Source organism: Amycolatopsis sulphurea, from assembly GCF_002564045.1.
Classification (GTDB): domain Bacteria; phylum Actinomycetota; class Actinomycetes; order Mycobacteriales; family Pseudonocardiaceae; genus Amycolatopsis; species Amycolatopsis sulphurea.
Genome location: NZ_PDJK01000001.1, coordinates 768,118 through 784,320 on the forward strand (window position 1 = coordinate 768,118; position 16,203 = coordinate 784,320).

Annotated in this window: 14 protein-coding genes and 1 pseudogene; 9 read left to right on the forward strand and 6 right to left on the reverse strand. The window is 70.6% G+C overall.

Features of this window, described 5'->3' with window-relative positions:
• Positions 1-157: 157 nt before the first annotated feature.
• The 5 genes and pseudogenes from ATK36_RS03550 to ATK36_RS03565 all read right to left on the reverse strand — a co-directional run bounded on the left by ATK36_RS03550 (position 158) and on the right by ATK36_RS03565 (position 4,259).
• Positions 158-1,360, reverse strand: coding sequence for a S8 family peptidase (locus ATK36_RS03550; protein ID WP_098509789.1), 1,203 nt, complete (start codon positions 1,358-1,360; stop codon positions 158-160).
• A 61-nt stretch (positions 1,361-1,421) separates the two neighbouring features.
• Positions 1,422-1,880 (reverse strand): thioredoxin family protein, encoded by a 459-nt coding sequence (locus ATK36_RS03555; protein ID WP_098509790.1) that lies wholly within the window; start codon positions 1,878-1,880, stop codon positions 1,422-1,424.
• A 10-nt stretch (positions 1,881-1,890) separates the two neighbouring features.
• Positions 1,891-2,286, reverse strand: coding sequence for a rhodanese-like domain-containing protein (locus ATK36_RS33225; RefSeq protein WP_245914415.1), 396 nt, complete (start codon positions 2,284-2,286; stop codon positions 1,891-1,893).
• 117 nt (positions 2,287-2,403) lie between these two features.
• A pseudogene (locus tag ATK36_RS33230) lies at positions 2,404-3,579 on the reverse strand (purine-cytosine permease family protein); the annotation flags it as partial.
• Positions 3,576-4,259 (reverse strand): tRNA-dependent cyclodipeptide synthase, encoded by a 684-nt coding sequence (locus tag ATK36_RS03565; protein WP_098509792.1) that lies wholly within the window; start codon positions 4,257-4,259, stop codon positions 3,576-3,578. The pseudogene ATK36_RS33230 and the gene ATK36_RS03565, both read right to left, overlap by 4 nt.
• Positions 4,260-4,486: 227 nt before the next feature.
• On the opposite strand from ATK36_RS03565, the gene ATK36_RS03570 reads away from it, so the two are divergent.
• The 7 genes from ATK36_RS03570 to ATK36_RS03600 all read left to right on the forward strand — a co-directional run bounded on the left by ATK36_RS03570 (position 4,487) and on the right by ATK36_RS03600 (position 12,912).
• Positions 4,487-5,428 (forward strand): LysR family transcriptional regulator, encoded by a 942-nt coding sequence (locus ATK36_RS03570; RefSeq protein ID WP_170069578.1) that lies wholly within the window; start codon positions 4,487-4,489, stop codon positions 5,426-5,428.
• Positions 5,429-5,445: 17 nt separating this feature from the next.
• A complete protein-coding gene (locus tag ATK36_RS03575; RefSeq protein WP_098509794.1) occupies positions 5,446-6,357 on the forward strand; it encodes a LysR family transcriptional regulator in 912 nt (303 codons plus the stop codon).
• 632 nt (positions 6,358-6,989) lie between these two features.
• The gene (locus ATK36_RS03580; RefSeq protein ID WP_098509795.1) at positions 6,990-8,003 is read left to right on the forward strand and encodes an aminotransferase class I/II-fold pyridoxal phosphate-dependent enzyme; all 1,014 of its coding nucleotides are present in this window, start codon (positions 6,990-6,992) and stop codon (positions 8,001-8,003) included.
• 5 nt (positions 8,004-8,008) lie between these two features.
• Positions 8,009-9,001, forward strand: coding sequence for a polyprenyl synthetase family protein (locus ATK36_RS03585; RefSeq protein WP_098510314.1), 993 nt, complete (start codon positions 8,009-8,011; stop codon positions 8,999-9,001).
• Positions 8,991-9,983, forward strand: a complete 993-nt coding sequence (locus tag ATK36_RS03590) for a UbiA family prenyltransferase (RefSeq protein ID WP_245914285.1) — start codon at positions 8,991-8,993, stop codon at positions 9,981-9,983. The genes ATK36_RS03585 and ATK36_RS03590 overlap by 11 nt, the downstream gene beginning before the upstream one ends.
• Positions 9,980-11,647: a prenyltransferase/squalene oxidase repeat-containing protein gene (locus ATK36_RS03595; RefSeq protein WP_098509796.1), complete on the forward strand. Its 1,668-nt coding sequence runs from the start codon at positions 9,980-9,982 to the stop codon at positions 11,645-11,647. Before ATK36_RS03590 ends, ATK36_RS03595 begins: the two co-directional genes overlap by 4 nt.
• Positions 11,644-12,912, forward strand: a complete 1,269-nt coding sequence (locus ATK36_RS03600; RefSeq protein ID WP_098509797.1) for an FAD-dependent oxidoreductase — start codon at positions 11,644-11,646, stop codon at positions 12,910-12,912. Before ATK36_RS03595 ends, ATK36_RS03600 begins: the two co-directional genes overlap by 4 nt.
• Before the next feature lie 83 nt (positions 12,913-12,995).
• Here the strand turns inward: ATK36_RS03600 and ATK36_RS03605 are convergent, their stop codons facing one another.
• Positions 12,996-14,006: a methyltransferase gene (locus ATK36_RS03605; protein WP_098509798.1), complete on the reverse strand. Its 1,011-nt coding sequence runs from the start codon at positions 14,004-14,006 to the stop codon at positions 12,996-12,998.
• Positions 14,007-14,150: 144 nt separating this feature from the next.
• On the opposite strand from ATK36_RS03605, the gene ATK36_RS03610 reads away from it, so the two are divergent.
• Positions 14,151-14,981, forward strand: a complete 831-nt coding sequence (locus ATK36_RS03610) for a TauD/TfdA dioxygenase family protein (RefSeq protein ID WP_245914287.1) — start codon at positions 14,151-14,153, stop codon at positions 14,979-14,981.
• A 4-nt stretch (positions 14,982-14,985) separates the two neighbouring features.
• Complete coding sequence (locus tag ATK36_RS03615; protein WP_098509800.1) at positions 14,986-16,167, forward strand: cytochrome P450 family protein; 1,182 nt, start codon at positions 14,986-14,988, stop codon at positions 16,165-16,167.
• Positions 16,168-16,203: the final 36 nt, after the last annotated feature.

Genomic DNA, 16,203 nt, shown 5'->3' on the forward strand with positions numbered 1-16,203 from the left:
CAGGTGTCCAGCGAGTCAGGCAGAAGCCCTCGAACCGCGGCGGCGCAGCAGCAACTCCACTGCAAACGCCGGCGTCACCAACCGCGCCAAGGACCCGTACCCCGGCCTACCGCAGCAGGTGCGGCGGCCAGACGCCCCAGCCGCCGCACCCCACCGATTACGCGGTGTGCAGCAGGAGGTTGTGCGATCCCTCGCCCGCGTCCGCGATCTTGTCCTTCGTCGCGGCCGAGGTCAGGGCGGTGGTCAGGGCCTCGGGGGTGGCGTCGGGGTGGGTGGACAGGTACATCGCGGCGACGCCGGCGGCTTCGGCGGATGCGATGGACGTGCCGGAGACCGTGGTGGACGCCGTGTCGTCGCTGCTGTCGGCTGTGTGGATGTCCTTGCCGGGGGCGTAGAGGTCCACGCAGCTGCCGAAGTTCGACGACGGTAGCCGATGGTCCGAATCGTCCGTGGCGCCGACGGTGATGCCGGTGGTCTGCCTCGCCGGGGTGGTGTCGCAGGCGTTGACGCCGGTATTGCCGTCGCCGTTGCCTGCGGCTGTCGTGTACGCCAGGCCCGACTGGGTCATCTTGTACAGCTGGATGTCGACGACCGAGCCGCCCGGACCGGCGAAGCTGAGGTTCAGCAGGGCCGGGCGCTGGGCGTGGAGGTTCACCCAGTCCAGCGCGGTGAGAATGTGCTCGGTGGTGCCTTTGCCGTCACAGCCCAGTGTCCGCACCGATTCGATCGACGCTTCCTTCGCGACGCCGTACTGCTTGCCCGCGATGGCCGAGGCGACGCGGGTGCCGTGGCCGTTGCAGTCCTCGCCGCCGGGGGTCGCGCCGGGGTCGACGGCATCGAAGGCCGCGTGTGCGCGTCCGCCGAAGTCTTCGTGGCTGGTGCGTACTCCGGTGTCGAGGACGTAGACCTGCACGTTCGAGGCCGTGTTCGGGTAGGTGTAGCTGTGATCGAGCGGGAGATCGGCCTGGTCGATCCGGTCTTGTCCCCACGACGGCGGGTCCGCCTGGGTCCCGGCCGTGGTGTAGACCTGGTTGGCCCCGATGGAGCTGACCGCCGCGTCGGTGAGGTACTTCGTGCGCTGTTCTTGCTTCAGTGAGACGGAAAACGCCTGGGACACGGAGTAGTAGACGCGGCGCAGCGTGCCGCCGTACTTGGCGATCATCGCGTTCGCGACGTCGGTGACCTTGGCCTTGTCCGCGGCCATCGGCTTGAGCCGCACGATGTACACCGCCTCGTCCGGCTGCTGCGCGGCGGACGGAGGGGGACCAGGGGTGGCGGCGGAGGCGGGCACCGTCGGCAGGATTCCGGCCGCGGTGGCGAGCAGAGCCACCAGGACGGCGGATTTCGGCTGGTGTTTCATGGCAGATCCTTCGAGAAGGGAAAGCCGCCGGGGCACGTGGCCCCGGCGGCGATCGGTCGCGTCAGAGGTTGTTCAGCCAGGTACGCAGGTCCTCGGCACCGCCGTCGTCGAAGCCGACGACGCGGCTGCCCTTCTCCTGCCCCTTGTCGATGTTCACCAGCGTGGGGATGTACTCGACGTTGTACTTGTCCGCGATGTCCTTGTTCTGCCCCTGCCCGCTCATGTCGACCTTCGCCCAGATCCACTTGTCCTGGTCGGCGGCGTGGTACTTCTCCAGGTACGGAGCCATCTTCTGGCAGGGCCCGCACCAGGAGGCCAAGAAGTCGAGCACCACGTGCTTGGTCTTGGACATCTCCATGACCTGGTCGTAGTTCGCCGAGGTCACGTCGATGACGCCGCCTTCCTGCGGCGCGACCGAGGACGGCGCCTGGGTGGCGAGCGCCGGGGTGACCGCGACGCCGCCGAGCAGTCCCGCCGCCATCGCGACCGCGGCCGCCGCCGAGCGAATCCTGGTTCCCATTCTCTCTCCTTTACTCGGTGTGGTTGACCGGAACCGGCGCGGGTGGCGCCGGGTGCTGGTGGCCGGACTCGGTGGCGTGCCCGGCGGCCACCCAGTCCTCGATCCCCTCGCGGTACTTCCGGACGTCGGTGTAACCGAGTTCGATCAGCCGGGCGCCGACGAACTCGCTGTTGCGGCACGGGGTGTTGGCGCAGTAGACGACGATCGTGGCGGCCTTGTCCGGGACCACGGCCGGCGCGTGCTCGTCGGTGAATTCCGCCGCCCGTTCGTACGGGAAGCCCGGGATGTTGCGGGCGCCGGGCAGGTGTTCGCGTGCGTAGTAGTCGACCGGCATCGTGTCGACCACGACGACCGTGCCCTCGTCCATCGCGCGTTTGAGTTCTTCGCGGCCGATCAGTGGCACCATGTCCGTTCCTTCCGGAGTCCGGCGGCGGGCCCGCAGGAGCAGGCTCGCCGCGAGGTAGCTGGCGAACGCCACGACCACCGAATTGATCGTGGGAATCCCGAAATCGAGGAAATGCCCGCACGCCGAGCCCAGTCCCCAGCTGACCAGCGCCGCCGAGGCCCAGTCCGGTTGCCGTCCGGGCACGGCACGGCCGGCACGCAGTGCGTCGAAGGCCGGACGGCAGGTGCGGAGGACGAAGTACTCCGCGATGAGCACCCCGGCGACCGGCGGCGTGAGCACACCGACGGTGGTGAGGAAACCCTCGAAGTCATCGGCTATGCCGAGCGCGGACGCGGCGGTGCCGAGCGCGCCGAGCAGCAGCACGACCCGCACCCGGCTGACCTTCCGGCCGAACAGCACGTCGACGGCGTTGACCAGGCCCAGCGACGACGAGTACAGGTTCCAGTCGTTGATCTTGAGGATCGCGGTGGCCAGCACCAGTGTGCCCAGCACCCCCGAGGAGGAGGTGATGATGCCGACGATGTCGGAAGTCGCCGTGGCGTGCGCGAGCAGGACGCCGATCAGCCCGATCAGATACTCGCCGAGCGTCACGCTGATCAGCGTCTGCTTGACCACGTCGCCGGTCGTGCGGTTGAACCGGGTCATGTCCGGGGTCATCAGCGCGCCGAGGATGAACGCCCCGGACACCAGCGTGGTCGCCGCGCCGAGGGAGAGCGGCGGGCCGGGCGGCGGGGTGGACACCAGGTCGCCGAGTGCGTGGCTGCTCAGCGTGTCGATCACGGAATACCCGGCCAGCACAAGGAAAGCGGGCACGGTCAGGTAGGCCGTCCAGGCCATGAGCCGGAAGCCGTAGACGGTGATCGCGGTGATCACGACGCCGCCCAGCACCGCCCACACCCACTCCGGCACACCGCCGCCCAGGGCGTGCATGCCGTGCGCGAAAACGCCGTTCTGCACGCCGAACCAGCCCGCGAGACTCACCGCCACCAGCAGGCCGACGAGGGCGGAGCCCTTGCGGCCGAAGCCCGCCCACCGCGCGAGCACCGAGGTCGACAGGCCTTCGCGCACCCCGGCGATGCCGAGCAGCACGGTGATCGCCTCCAGCAGCACTGAACCGATCGTGATGGCCAGGACGGCCTGCCCGAACGGCATGCCGTAGCCGAGCAGGGCGCCGACGATGAACTGCTGGAAGGAGGAGACCTGGCCGAACCGCTGGATCGCGACCGAGGGCCAGGACCGGCGGGCGGCTTCGGGGACCCGGGTCAGGGAATAATCGTCGTGACGATCGGTCATGACCCGGCCACTTCCAGCGCGCTTTCCCGCACGACGAGAAAGCCCTGGCCAGGATCGGGCCGGAGCGCGAATTCCCGATCGAAGAAATTCTCCAGAAACGGTACCCGCTGGTGGTAGGCGAACATCGAGCGGGAGTTCCCGGTGATCGCCCCGGAGGCGGCGAACAACGGCAGTTCGGCGAGGAAGTACCGGACCGCGAGCCGCAGTGCGTCGTCGCCGGGCGGATTTCCGACTTTGTTCTGCAGAACCCAGGTGGACGCGCCGTAACAGGCGGACCGGAAAGCGACGTCGGTGTCGAACAGCCGCTCCGCTTCCCGGGCGACGCGGCGGTAGGCGGGCAGCTCCCGCAACCGTGCCATGCCGAGGATCCGGGTCGCCGGGTCGGGCACGCCGGCGGCGGTCAGCGCGGCGGCGATCTTGTTGTGCACGTGGCAGGACTGACGATGGGCCTTCTGTTTCGCCCGTGCGGGCGGATAACCCAGCGCTTCGAGGGTGTAGGCCGTGACGTCGTCGGGGACGAAGAAGTGGAAGTCGGCGAAATGCTCCACGGTCCACTCGGCGAGCCGGATCAGCCGCTCGGCGGTGAAATACCCGTTGAACGGGCTCACGCCGATGCAGACGTGCGGCACGCCGGGATACAGCCGGGCACAGCCGGACGACAGCGGAGTCGCGTCGAACATGAAAGCGCCCCTTTCTGGGGTCTCGCTTCGGTGATTTCCGCCGACGGTGGTGCAGTGGTGGCATCACTGTGCCCAGGGGCCGCGGAGGCCGGTAATGCCAGTGGGTTATGCCGTGGCACGGGAACCGGTGCGCACCGGGGACGGCGAGTCTTTCCTACTTTGGTCGGGTGCTTGTCCCACTTTCGTCCGGTGCAGGTACACCCGGAATTGCCTTACCGTGCATGATCATGGAGCTGGAACTGAAGCATCTGCGCCACCTCCAGGTGATCGCCAGGGCCGGCAGCCTCAACCGCGCGGCCGCCGAACTGGTGCTGCCGCAGCCCGCGCTCAGCCGTGAGCTGCGCAGGATCGAGGAGTCGCTCGGCCGGTCGCTGTTCGACCGGGACCGCACCGGTGTCCGTGTCACGCCGTTCGGGCGGCTGATCCTCGACTACGCGGACGGCATCCTCGCGCGCACGGCGCGCATCGGCGCGGATCTCTCGCACCTGCGCGCCCAGCGGGACGGCGCCCTGCGCGTCGGCTGGTCGGAAACCACGCTGTCCGGCCATTTGCTGGACGCGCTGGAGGTCACCGGCTTCGGCGACCGGGCCGAGATCCGGACCGCGGGCTCCACCGCCGAGATGCTCTGCTGGTTCGGCCGCGGGGAACTCGACCTCGCGGTGCTGTCCGAGCAGTGCCCGGTGCCGCTGCCGGCCAACACCGGCCGGATCGACCTCGCCGAGGATCCGCTGGCGGTGATGCTGCCGCAGTGGCATCCGCTCGCCGCGCTGCCCTCGGTGCGTTTCGCCGAGCTGGAACACGAGCGCTGGATCTCCTCGACCGGGCCCGATCGCTGCCGCGAGTTCCTCGCCAGGGTGTGCGGTTCGTTCGGCTTCTCGCCGGTGATCGCCCACCATGTGCCGGTCTCCGGCCCGCGTGACGAAATCGTTCGCTACCAAGGCGACATCACGCTCATCCAGTCGACGCGTCCGCTCGCGCCGGGCGTCGTGCACCGGCCCCTCCCGGAGCTGCTGGTCCGGACCAGTCACTTCCTGCTCTACCGCGAGGACAGCCGCATCGCCCCCGGCGTCGGGCGGCTGGCCGAGGTGATCGGCGAGGCCTGCCGGCCGCGTGGCGGCCGGCGCGTGGCCGGGGAAAGCCGGCCGCGGCTGGCCGCCCGGACGAGCTGACGAGCACCGGGTCCACAGTGGACATCGAGCTGCGGCAGCTGCGGATCCTCGTCGCGGTCGCCGATGCCGGGAGCGTGCCCGCGGCGGCGGCCGTGCTCGGCATCACCCCGGCGACGCTGCGGCAGCGGATTCACCGCCTGGAAAGAGCGGTCGGCTCCGTGCTGCTGACCGACGGCACGGCCGGGAACCTGTTCACCGAAACCGGTGAGCGGCTGCTGGAACACGCCGCGGTCGCGGTGCCGCAGTTCGACCGGATGCTCGCCGCAGCGCAGGCGAGCGCCGAAGCGGCATCGGACCTGATCCGGATCGGCGCGGTCGCCACCCCGGTGCTGCCCCGGCTGGTGCGGGAGGTCCATGTCCGCAAGCCCGGTGCCGACCTGTCCGTGCGGGTCGCCGAACCGGGTACCGAGCTGATCGAGGCACTGCTGCGCGACGAGCTGGATCTGGTGGTGCTGCGGCAGAACGGTTCGGGCGACGCCGTCATTCCCGGCACCTTCACTTCAGCACCGGTGGCCACCGAGCCGCTGGTCGTCGGTATCCCGCCGGGACACGCACTCGGCGTTACCGACACACTGACGCCTTCGATGCTGTCCGGGCACCGATGCGTCCTGCTCGACCAGACCGTGCAACCGATGACGAGGACCGTGCTCGCCGCTTTCTCCGATGCCGGCGCCGATCCGCGATTCTGTTACGCGGACAGCGAATGGGCGGCGCTGAGCCTGGGCCACGGCGCCGGGATCCTCACCGTGACCACTCTGCCGACCGCGCCCGTCCGCGGCACTGCCTACCGTCCGTTGCGCTGCCCGGCGACGATCTCGACGCTGGTCCTCGCCTGGTCTCCCGAAGGTCCGCTCGCCGGCTGCGTGCCCTCCGTGCGCGAGGCGACGGCGCAGGCCCACGCCGCGCATCTGTCCGCACTCGTCAGCTGACCGGTCAGGTGGCGCTGTGAAGGGCCCCTTCACGGACTCAGAGTCCGTGAAGGGACCCTTCACAGCCCGAGAGTCCAGGGTCCCGGCAAAGTTGGTCGAGGACTCGTGATCAGCAGAGTGCCGTGGCGGCCGCGTCGTCATCGATGGCGCTTGCCGTCTTCGTCGATTTCGCCCGGCAGCGGGCGAAGCAGTGGTGTTCGAGATACGCGACCACCTGGTGGTGTGCGCCGGACCTGTCTCGGGTCGGTGAAGGGGCCCTTCACGGACCTTCACGGGCCTCCGCGGACCTTCACGAACCTCCGTGGTCGGCGCAGGGCCCCTCACGCCGACTTTGCCGACATCCTGGACTCAGAGTCCGTGAAGGGCCCCTTCGCAGCCTTCCGGGGTGTGGCGGCAGAGGTTAGCCGCGGAGCGGGTGGCTTGGCATGGTCTTGACCTTTCGACGCCCAGAATGTGCCTCTTGGGGCACAGTCTTTTTCGTGAGCTTGCTTATGTGCCCCGCGCAATTTAGTAACCGTTGTCAGCGCGCGTGATTTCATTTTTTCAGAATTTAAGTTCCGTGGCCAGGAGTGTTGACGTGCTCTTAGCGGTGCTCGTAGGCTCGGTGCCCCGCTGTCGGGAAGGTTCGCAGAGTGAGTCGAATTACTCATCAATTGTCGTTGAACGAGAATCATTGGCCTATGCTGCCGGGGGTCCGGGAGGCCCTGGAAGGCTCGCTCGCCGCGGTCAACGTGACCGGTGACGCGCTGGCCGCGCGCCTGGAACGGCGGCTGGCCACCGAACTCGGCACGGTGGCCGGCCGGGTCGTCGCCGGGGCCGGTTCCGCGGCATTGCTCCAGCAGTTCCTGTCCGCGCACTGTGCACCCGGGTCGACCGTGGTGCACGCGTGGCCGTCGTTCGACCTCTACCCGCTGCTGATCCGGAATGCGGGGGCCGAGCCGGTCGCGGTGCCCGGCGACGCCGACGACCGGCAGGATCTCGCTGCTCTTGCCGCGGCGGTCACCGAGCGGACCCGCGTCGTGCTGGTGTGCAACCCGAACAATCCCACCGGGGAAGTGCTCGGCGTGTCGTGGCTGGAATCCTTGCTCGACGCCCTGCCGCCGCATGTGCTCCTGCTGGTCGACGAGGCGTATCGGGAGTTCGCCGACCCGGCTGCGATCGGCGACGTGACAACGTTGTCCGATCCGCGTCTGGCGGTGGTACGGACCTTCTCCAAGTCGCACGGCTTGATCGGCCTGCGCGTCGGCTATGTCACCGGAGCGGAAGAGGTGGTGGGGCCGCTGCGTCGGACGACGCCGTTCTACCGTGTGCCCACCGTCGCCCAAGCGGCAGCGCTGGCGGCGCTCGACGCCGGCGAGCGTATGCGTGCGCAATGCCTTGAGGTGGCTGAAGAACGGGACCGGGTCCACGCGGGGCTGGTCGCTCTCGGCTTCGATGTCCCGCCCAGCGGCGGGAACTACGTGTGGGTGCGCCTGGGGCCGCGCAATCAGGAGTTCATCGCCCATCTCGCCGCGAGCGGGGTGATCGTGCGGGAGGTCGCCGGTGGCGTCCGCGTGAGCACCGGTCTGCCGGAGGCCAACGACGCGGTGCTCGCTGCGGCCCGCGTGTTCGCCGGAAGACCGCTGGTCCAGGAGGTCGGGCAGTGACCGGCATGATGAGCGAGGCGCTGCAGGCCGGCGACCGCTCGGAGGTGATCCGCGGCGCCTTGGTCCGCCGGCGTTCCCCGTCCGGAGACCGGTTCGGCGAGCTGACCCACTACGCCATGGCCATGCCGGGCAAGCTGTTGCGCCCGTTGATGCTGGTCACGTCGGCGGAGGCGGTCGGCGGAGTCGCCGAGACGGCGCTTCCCGCGGCGGTGGCGGTCGAGCACCTGCACGTGGCGTCGCTGGTGCACGACGACATCATCGACGGCGACGAGCTGCGCCGCGGCCGTCCCTCGGTGCAGGCGCGCTACGGCGTGGCAGACGCGATCGTGACCGGCGACGCACTGCTGTTCGACCTGTTCGCGGCGGTCGCCGAATGTCCCGCACCGGCCGAGGTCGTGGTGGCGGTCGTCGACGAGTTCGCCCGCGCGGGCGGCGATCTGTGCCGGGGACAGGTGCTGGAGTCGTTGATGACGCCGCCGTCCGCCGCCGGGCCGGGCAGCCGGCTGGAGGACTATCTCGACGTCGCCGCGTTGAAGACGGCGGCGCTGTTCCGCGCCGCTTGCCGGGCGGGAGCGCTGCTCGGCGGCGGCTCCGCCGAGCAGGCCGACCTGCTCGGCGACTACGGCCACCACATCGGCGTGGCCTTTCAGATGTACGACGATCTCCTGCCGTACCTGGACTCCGGCGAGTCCGGCAAGCCCGATGTCAGCGACGCGGCCAATCTCCGGCCGACCTGGCCGGTGCTGATCGCGCACCGCGACGGCCGCAGGGAACACCGGGAAGCCGTCGAGATCGCGCTTTCCGGCACGCTCGACCCGGTCGAGACGCTGGAGTCGCTGCGGCGCGCGGTGGTCGGCAGCGGTGCGCTGAGCACCGCTCGCAGCCTCGCGCGCGAGCGCTCCCGCATCGCGGTGGCCCGCCTGCCGGAGTTGCCGGGAACCGTTGCCGCAGAACGGCTTTCACGGATCGCCGAGATCACCGTCGACCGTGACCACTGAGGCGCGCGCGCCCGGGGTCACCCGCCGGAGGGTGGCGGCGCACTGGGAGACCTGGCGGCCGTACACGACGTGCTACCCGGCCCTGCTCGGGCTCGCCGGTGTGCTGGTCGCCGGGGGCAGACGGCCGGTCGAGATCGCGGTCGCGGTGCTGACCCCGGTGCTGGGCTGGCTCTCCGGGCACTACCTCGGCGACCACCTCGACCGGCACCTGGACGCGATCGCGAAGCCACAGCGGCCGATTCCGTCCGGCCGGATGCCGCCTTCCGTGGCGCTGGCCGCGGGAATCGGCTGCGCGGTGGCGTCCTTGGCCATCGCGGTCGTGCTGAACTGGCGCATCCTGCCGATCTTCGCGGTGGCGATGAGCGGCATCGTCGCCTACAGCGCGGTGTTCAAACGCCTGGGGCTGAGCGGAAACCTCAGCCGGGGGGTGTTGTCGGCGCTGGCGCTGGCGATCGGCGCGATGACCGCCGTGGCCTGGCCGCCGCTGGAGCTGCTCCCCGTGGCCATGGGTTTTCTGTTGCACGACACCGCGTCCAACCTGATCGGCACGGTGCGGGACGTCGACGGCGACCGGGCAGGCGGGTACCGGTCGGTCCCGGTGCGTCACGGCGTCACGGCGGCGGTCCGGCTCGCTGCCGTGCTGTGGGTGGCAGGAACGGCTGCGGTCGGTGCCGGTGCGCTGGTCGCCGCGCAGCCCGATGCACAGCTCACGCTGGCAGCCGTTGCCGTGGTGATCGGCGGCTGCGCGCTGTCGGTGGCGCGGCCCGCATCCTTGACCGCCAGACGGGCTCTCCGCTCGCACGAGCTGCTGGTCGCGGAACGGCTGGTGCTCACTTCTGCCGTGGTGGCCGGCGCGGCCGGTCTCGGCGTGGCCCTGCTGGTGCTGGTGCCGGCGCTGGTCTTCTCACTCGTCCTGCAGGGCCGGATGCGGTCACGGCACGAATTCCCGGATGACACACCGAACAAGGGGGAGAGGCCATGACCTCGGTCCACACCGGCACGGTGGAGGAGCTGGACGCCGCCATCTCCGCAGGGGCGCGGGCACTGTTCGAGGCCCAGCGTCCGGACGGGGTGTTCGACTACGGGGCGAGCAGCCTGCGCTCGACGCTCGCCACGGCGGGTGCGATCACCGCGCTGCACTTCGCGGACCCCGGCGGCGCCGCGGACCTGATCGCGGCGGGCGTGGACCGGTTGCGCCGCACGCGCAACGAGGACGGCGGCTGGGCGCTGGTGCCCGGGCTGCCGAGCGAACCGGGCACGACCGCGGTGTCGGCGGCGGCGTTGCACCTGATCGACCCGGAGGGCAACGCCTCGGAGGTCGCCGCCGGGCAGAAGTGGATGGCGGACTATGGCGGCCTGGAGGCGATCCCGCATCCGGAGGTCGTGATGTGGTGCCGCCAGTTCTACGGCTTCGCCGGCTGGCTCTCCCCGCAGCAGATGCGCCGGTTTCCGCTGGAACTGGCGCTGGTACCGGGCTTGTACCGGCGGCTTTTCGACGTGCGGCTGCCGATGGCCTCGGCACTCGGGCTCGCGCAGACCCGGCACCGGCCGCTGACCCGGGTGCAGCGGATACTGGCCCGCCGGGCGGAGCCGAACGCGCTGCGGGTCATCCGGCAGGCCTTCGAGCACGAGGGCGCCGCCGGCTCCTGGTCGGAGGACGCCTGGGTGACCGGGCTCGTCTGCATCGGCCTCGCACGAGCCGGGCTGGGGCAGGACATGGTCGACGCGGCCGTGCAGTGGTTCCGGCGCACCATGCATCCGGACGGCTCGTGGGCGACGACCCCGCTGGACGGCGCCTGGACGATGTACTCGGTGCGCGGCCTGATCGAGGCGGGCTATCGCGATGACCCCCGGCTGGAGCTGTCCAGGGACCTGTTCGTGCGCCTGCAACAGCGTCGGCCGTTCCTCGCTTTCGCTTGCCCACCGGGGTTCTGGGGCTGGTCGGGGGCACACGGCTGGCCAGCGGTGCTGGAGACCGGCGAGATCGTCTCCGTGCTGGCGAAGCTGCCGGGCAGTGGACAGGACAAGGCCGTGCGCGTCGGTGCGGCTTGGCTCGGCAATCGCCAGGACAGCCGCGGTTCGTGGGGACTCTGCGTACGCAACACCAAGGTCGCCAACAGCGGTCCGTGCCCGATGACGACGGCACAAGCCGTCGGCGCTCTGCTCGACGCGGGAGTGCCCGTCGGCGACCAGCGAATTCGCCGGGCATTGCGGTGGCTGGGCCGGGCGCAGCGGCCCGATGGCAGCTACGAGTCGGTCTGGTATCGCGAACACACGATGGGCACCGCGGCGGTGCTGGAGATCCTCGCCCGCTGCGGCAAAGCAGGGGACCCGGTGGCGCGCCGGGCACGGTCGTGGCTGATCAGGGCGCGCAACGACGACGGATCGTGGGGCGACGGTCACGGCGCCGCAGGCACCGCCGAGGAGACGGGCTGGGCGGTGTCGGCGCTGCTGGCGGCGGGGGAGAAGCCTGCCGAGGTGGCGTCCGGCGTGTGCTGGCTGCTCGACACCCGCGTCGCCGAGGGCGGGTGGACTCCCGCGCCGGTGCACGAGTACGTCCGGTGGGTCAGCCGTTACGCCAATCCAGGCTTCACGAACGGGATGGCGTTGCGTGCGCTGGGACGCTATCGGGCGGTGGCCCGATGAGCCGGCCGGACGTCGTCGTCTGCGGTGCCGGGGTCGCGGGCCTCGCCGCCGCCTGCGCGCTGGGCCGGTTGGGCCAGCGGGTTCTGGTGCTGGAGAAGCAATCCGTGCCTGCGCCGGTGGCCAAGGGCGAGGTGCTGCAGCCGGGCTCGCTGGCGATCCTGGACGAATGGGGCGTGACCGAGCGACTCGAAGCAGCCGGTGCGATGCGACTGTCGCGCCTGGTCGCCCGTGACTCGGACGGCTCGCCGCGTATGGTGCTCGACTACAGTCGGCTCCCGGCCGCGCAGCCGTGGCTGCTTGCCCACGACTATCAGGCGATTCTCGATGCGCTGACCGACGCGCTCCCTCCCGGTGTCGAGGTGCGCCGGGGCGTGCGCGTCCGGGAACCGCTGCGGTCCGGTGGCCGGGTGACCGGCGTGCGGTGCGACGACGGCGACATCCCCGCGGCGCTCCTCGTGGCCGCGGACGGCGTCTCCTCCCGCCTGCGCACGGCGGCCGGGCTGAGCGCCGAGCGCCACGACTACCCACATCGCCTGGCGGCGTTCGAGCTGCACGACGTCGACGAGATCGAGCCGGACTTCTCGGCCTACGTCGCCGACGACGGGTTGAGGCTGCACTATCCGTTGCCGGGCCGTCGGGTCCGGCTCTACGTCCAGGTCGCGCCGGACGAGTTGCGCGGGGTCGGCCAGGACGGCCTGGGCGCGTGGGCGGACCGGGTGCTCGACGGATGCGCCGGCCTGGCACCGCTGGCCGCGGCGTTTCGGGCGGGGCTCGCGCGCCGGCAGGTGCTGCCGGTGTCCCGGTCGATGGCGAACACGTTGGTGGCGCCGGGAATCGCGCTGGTGGGCGAGAGCGGCCACTCCGTGCACCCGATGGCCGCGCAAGGCATGAACAGCGCGATCGCCGACGCGCACGGGCTGGCCACGATGGTGCGTCAAGGTGGAACGCTGGCCGCCGGTGTGCTCGACCACGCGTTGCGCCGCTACGACGAGGCACGCCGGGCCGATCTCGCGCACATCGGCCGGACCAGCCACAATGCCGCGCGGATGATCACGACCCAGTCGTGGGCCGGCCGGCGCGCGCTGTCGGGCACGGGGGCCAACGACCGGATCCGGCACGAGGTCATGCACACGATGTCGGGGCTGGGGGTGCGCAAGCTGACCCCGCTGGACCGGCTGCACCAGATCGGGCTGGTGCCCGACCCGCGCGCCACCCGGCTGCCCTCGTGGGTGCGCCCCGCCGAGGCCCGGGAACCGGCTCGATGAGTCCACTGTGGTCACTCCGGGCGGGAATCACCGCTTCGCCGTCCTGTTTCCCCGGAAAGTGCCGGGGAAACAGGACGGGCCGGTCACGCGCGGGCGTACTCCAGGACCACCAGGCCGTTCGCTCCGTCGATCCGTCCTCGCCGGACGAGACCGGCGGCCGCGGCGAGTCCGTCGAAGTCCTCCGGACGGCGCTCGCGACCGCCGAGCAGGGTCAGCGACTGCAGATCGAACGACGAGTTGTTCTTGGCGTGCTCGGCACCGGCGAGCACCTCCACCACGAGCACGCGTCCATCGCCGGCCGCCTCCGCGCACCGGGTCAGGATCCGGGTGGCGTCCGCATCGGGCCAGTCGGTCAGCACGCGCGAGACGATCAGCACGTCGTGGCCGGTGGGCAGCGGGTCGAAGAAGCTGCCGCCGACGAACTTGGCCCGGCCGCCGAGCGTGGCGAGGAACTCCTCGGCCTCCGGCCGGACCTCGGGCAGATCCAGCACCGTGCCGCTGAGGTGCGGGTGCGCCTTCAGCACCGCCTCCAGCAACGCCCCGGTGCCGCCGCCGACGTCGATCACGCTCGCCACGGCACTCCAGTCGTGGCGGGCGGCGACCTCCGGTCCGGTCTGCCAGGCGAACCCGGCCATCGTCGCACCGAAGAACGTCCGCAGGTCCTCGTCTTCGCGGTAATCCGACCAGAAGTCCTTGCCGTGCACGGCACCGTAGGCCGACCGGCCGGTGCGGACCGCGTGCAGCATCCCGCTGTAGGCCAAGTCCATCTTCCGGCCGGGGCCTTCGGCGTCGAGCCACGACCGCAGCAGCGCGTTGGATTCGTCCAGCAGCGCCCGGGAAACGCTGGTGAGCGCGTGCTCGCCCGGCGCGGGCTCGGCGAACAAGCCGACCGCGACGAGGTGGCGCAGCAGGCGGGCCAGCGCATCCGGATCGGTGCCGGATGCCCGCGCCAGCGCGCCGGTCGTGGTGTGCCCGTCGCGGATCAGTTCGGGCAGCTTCAGCGCGACCGCGGTCCGCACCGCGAACGGCGTGGCGAGGTCGACGAGCGCGGCGAGCGCCGCGGTTCCGGTGGTCTCACTGGTCTCGCTGGTCAAGGTGGTCCTTTCGGGAATGCCCCGGAGGTGGTGTCGGCAGTGCTCTGAAAGATGGCACGGAAAGCCGTCGTCGGCAAGGTTCAGGCCGTAGTCGCAGCATCCGTTCCGCGGTGTGCGGAATGGCTCTCAAGAATGGGTGAAAAAATGAGTTCTCTGGAGGTTCGTCCCCTCACCGGGGCATTGGGGGCCGAGGTTCGCGGCATTGCCCTCGCCGACGTCGACGACGCCTTGTTCGGTCGGATCCACCACTTGCTGCTCGAACATCTGGTGCTGTTCTTCCGCGACGAGGCCGGGCTCACCCCCGCCGACCACAAGGCGTTCGGCAGCCGTTTCGGGCAGCTGGAGGTCCACCAGTTCCTGCCGAAGCTGCCCGAGCACGAGGAGATAGTGGTCCTCGACTCCGACGCGGGGGCCAAGGCCGACGTGTGGCACACCGATGTCACCTACGCGCAGTCGCCGCCGATCGCCTCGGTCCTGCAGATCGTGCAGTCGCCGGAGGTCGGGGGCGACACGATGTGGAGCAACCAGTATCTGGCGTACGAGGCGCTGTCCGAGCCGATCCGGGAACTGGTCGACGGCCTCACCGCGCTTCATGGGTTCGCATACGGATCGTTCCGCAGTGAGGCCGAGCATCCCGTTGTGCGCGTGCACCCGGAAACCGGCAGGCGTTCGCTTTACGTCAATCGCATGTTCACCCAGCGCATTCCGCAGCTGACGGCCGGGGAAAGCGAGGCGTTGCTGGCGCACCTGTTCACCGTGTCCGAAAGCCCGCAGCGGGTGTGCCGCTTCAGGTGGAACGAGGGCGCGGTCGCGGTCTGGGACAACCGCGCCACCCAGCACTACGCCGTCAACGACTATTCGGCGCGCCGGGTCGGCCGCCGGGTCACGGTGCTCGGCGACGAGCCCAAGGGCGACGACGCACGGTGGGCGCACCACCAGGGGCCGGGCATGAGCGCGACCGCGGTGAAGAAGTGACCTCATGAACGACACGGATTTCATGGAGCTGTACTGGCGGGACCCGCACCGCGCGCTGGAGTACGCCCGCGAGCACACTCCGGTGCGCGAGGTCACGTTCGAGGCGGGGCCGACCTGGCTCGTCACCCGCTACGCCGACGTGCGTGCCGGGCTCGCCGACCCGCGTCTGGCGAAGGACTACCGCGCCGCGCTGTCCGACGAGGAACGCGCACTGGCGCCGCCGGGGTTGCCCGCGCCCATGTCGCACATGCTCACCTCCCTCGACCCGCCCGATCACACGCGGCTGCGCCGGCTGGTCACCCGTGCGTTCACCGTCCGGCGGATCGCCGAGCTGCGTCCTCGCGTGGAGTCGATCGCCGCATCCCTGCTCGCCGAGCTGCCCACCGGCGAACCCGTGGACCTCGTGGCGCGCTATGCGATTCCGCTGCCGATGGAGGTGATCTCCGAGCTGATCGGCGTACCGGAACTGGACCGCGAGGACTTTGCCCACTGGTCGACGGTACTGATCGACGAGTGCCCTGAACCCGAACTGATCCGCGCTTCGGCCCAGCTGGCGGACTATCTGAGCGGGCTCGTCGCGCTGCGCCGCAAGGATCCGGACGACGCTCTGCTGTCCGGGCTCATCGAGGCCTCCGAGGGCGGTGAACACCTGTCCGACATCGAGATCGTCGCGATGGCGATGCTGTTGCTGATGGCCGGCCACGAGACGTCGGCGGTGTTCATCACCAACTCCGTGCGGACCTTGCTGGCCGACTCCGCGGCGCTCGAGCGGCTGAAGCCGGACACGGCGGCGAACCTGATCGAGGAGCTGCTGCGCTGGATCTCACCCGCCCTCAACGCCTCGCTGCGGTTCGCCACCGAGGACCTGGAGATCGGCGGGGTGCGGATCCCGCGCGGCGCCTCGGTCACCCTCTCGACCGGAGCCGCCGACCGCGACCCCCGCCGGTTCCCCGATGCGTCCACTTTGGACCCGGATCGCGACACCACCGGACACCTCGCGTTCGGCCACGGCATCCACCGGTGCCTCGGCGCGGCACTCGTCCGGCTCGAGGCGGAGGTCGCCGTGCCGGCGCTGTTCGACCGCTTCCCGAACCTGCGGGCGGCTGCTCCGGACGAGGAGCTGACGTTCCGGCGCAGCGTGCACGTCCACGCGCCGAGGGCGTTTCCGGTGGTGCTGCGGCCGTAGTCGGCGCACCTTCGGGACAGGACTGTGAAGGGGCCC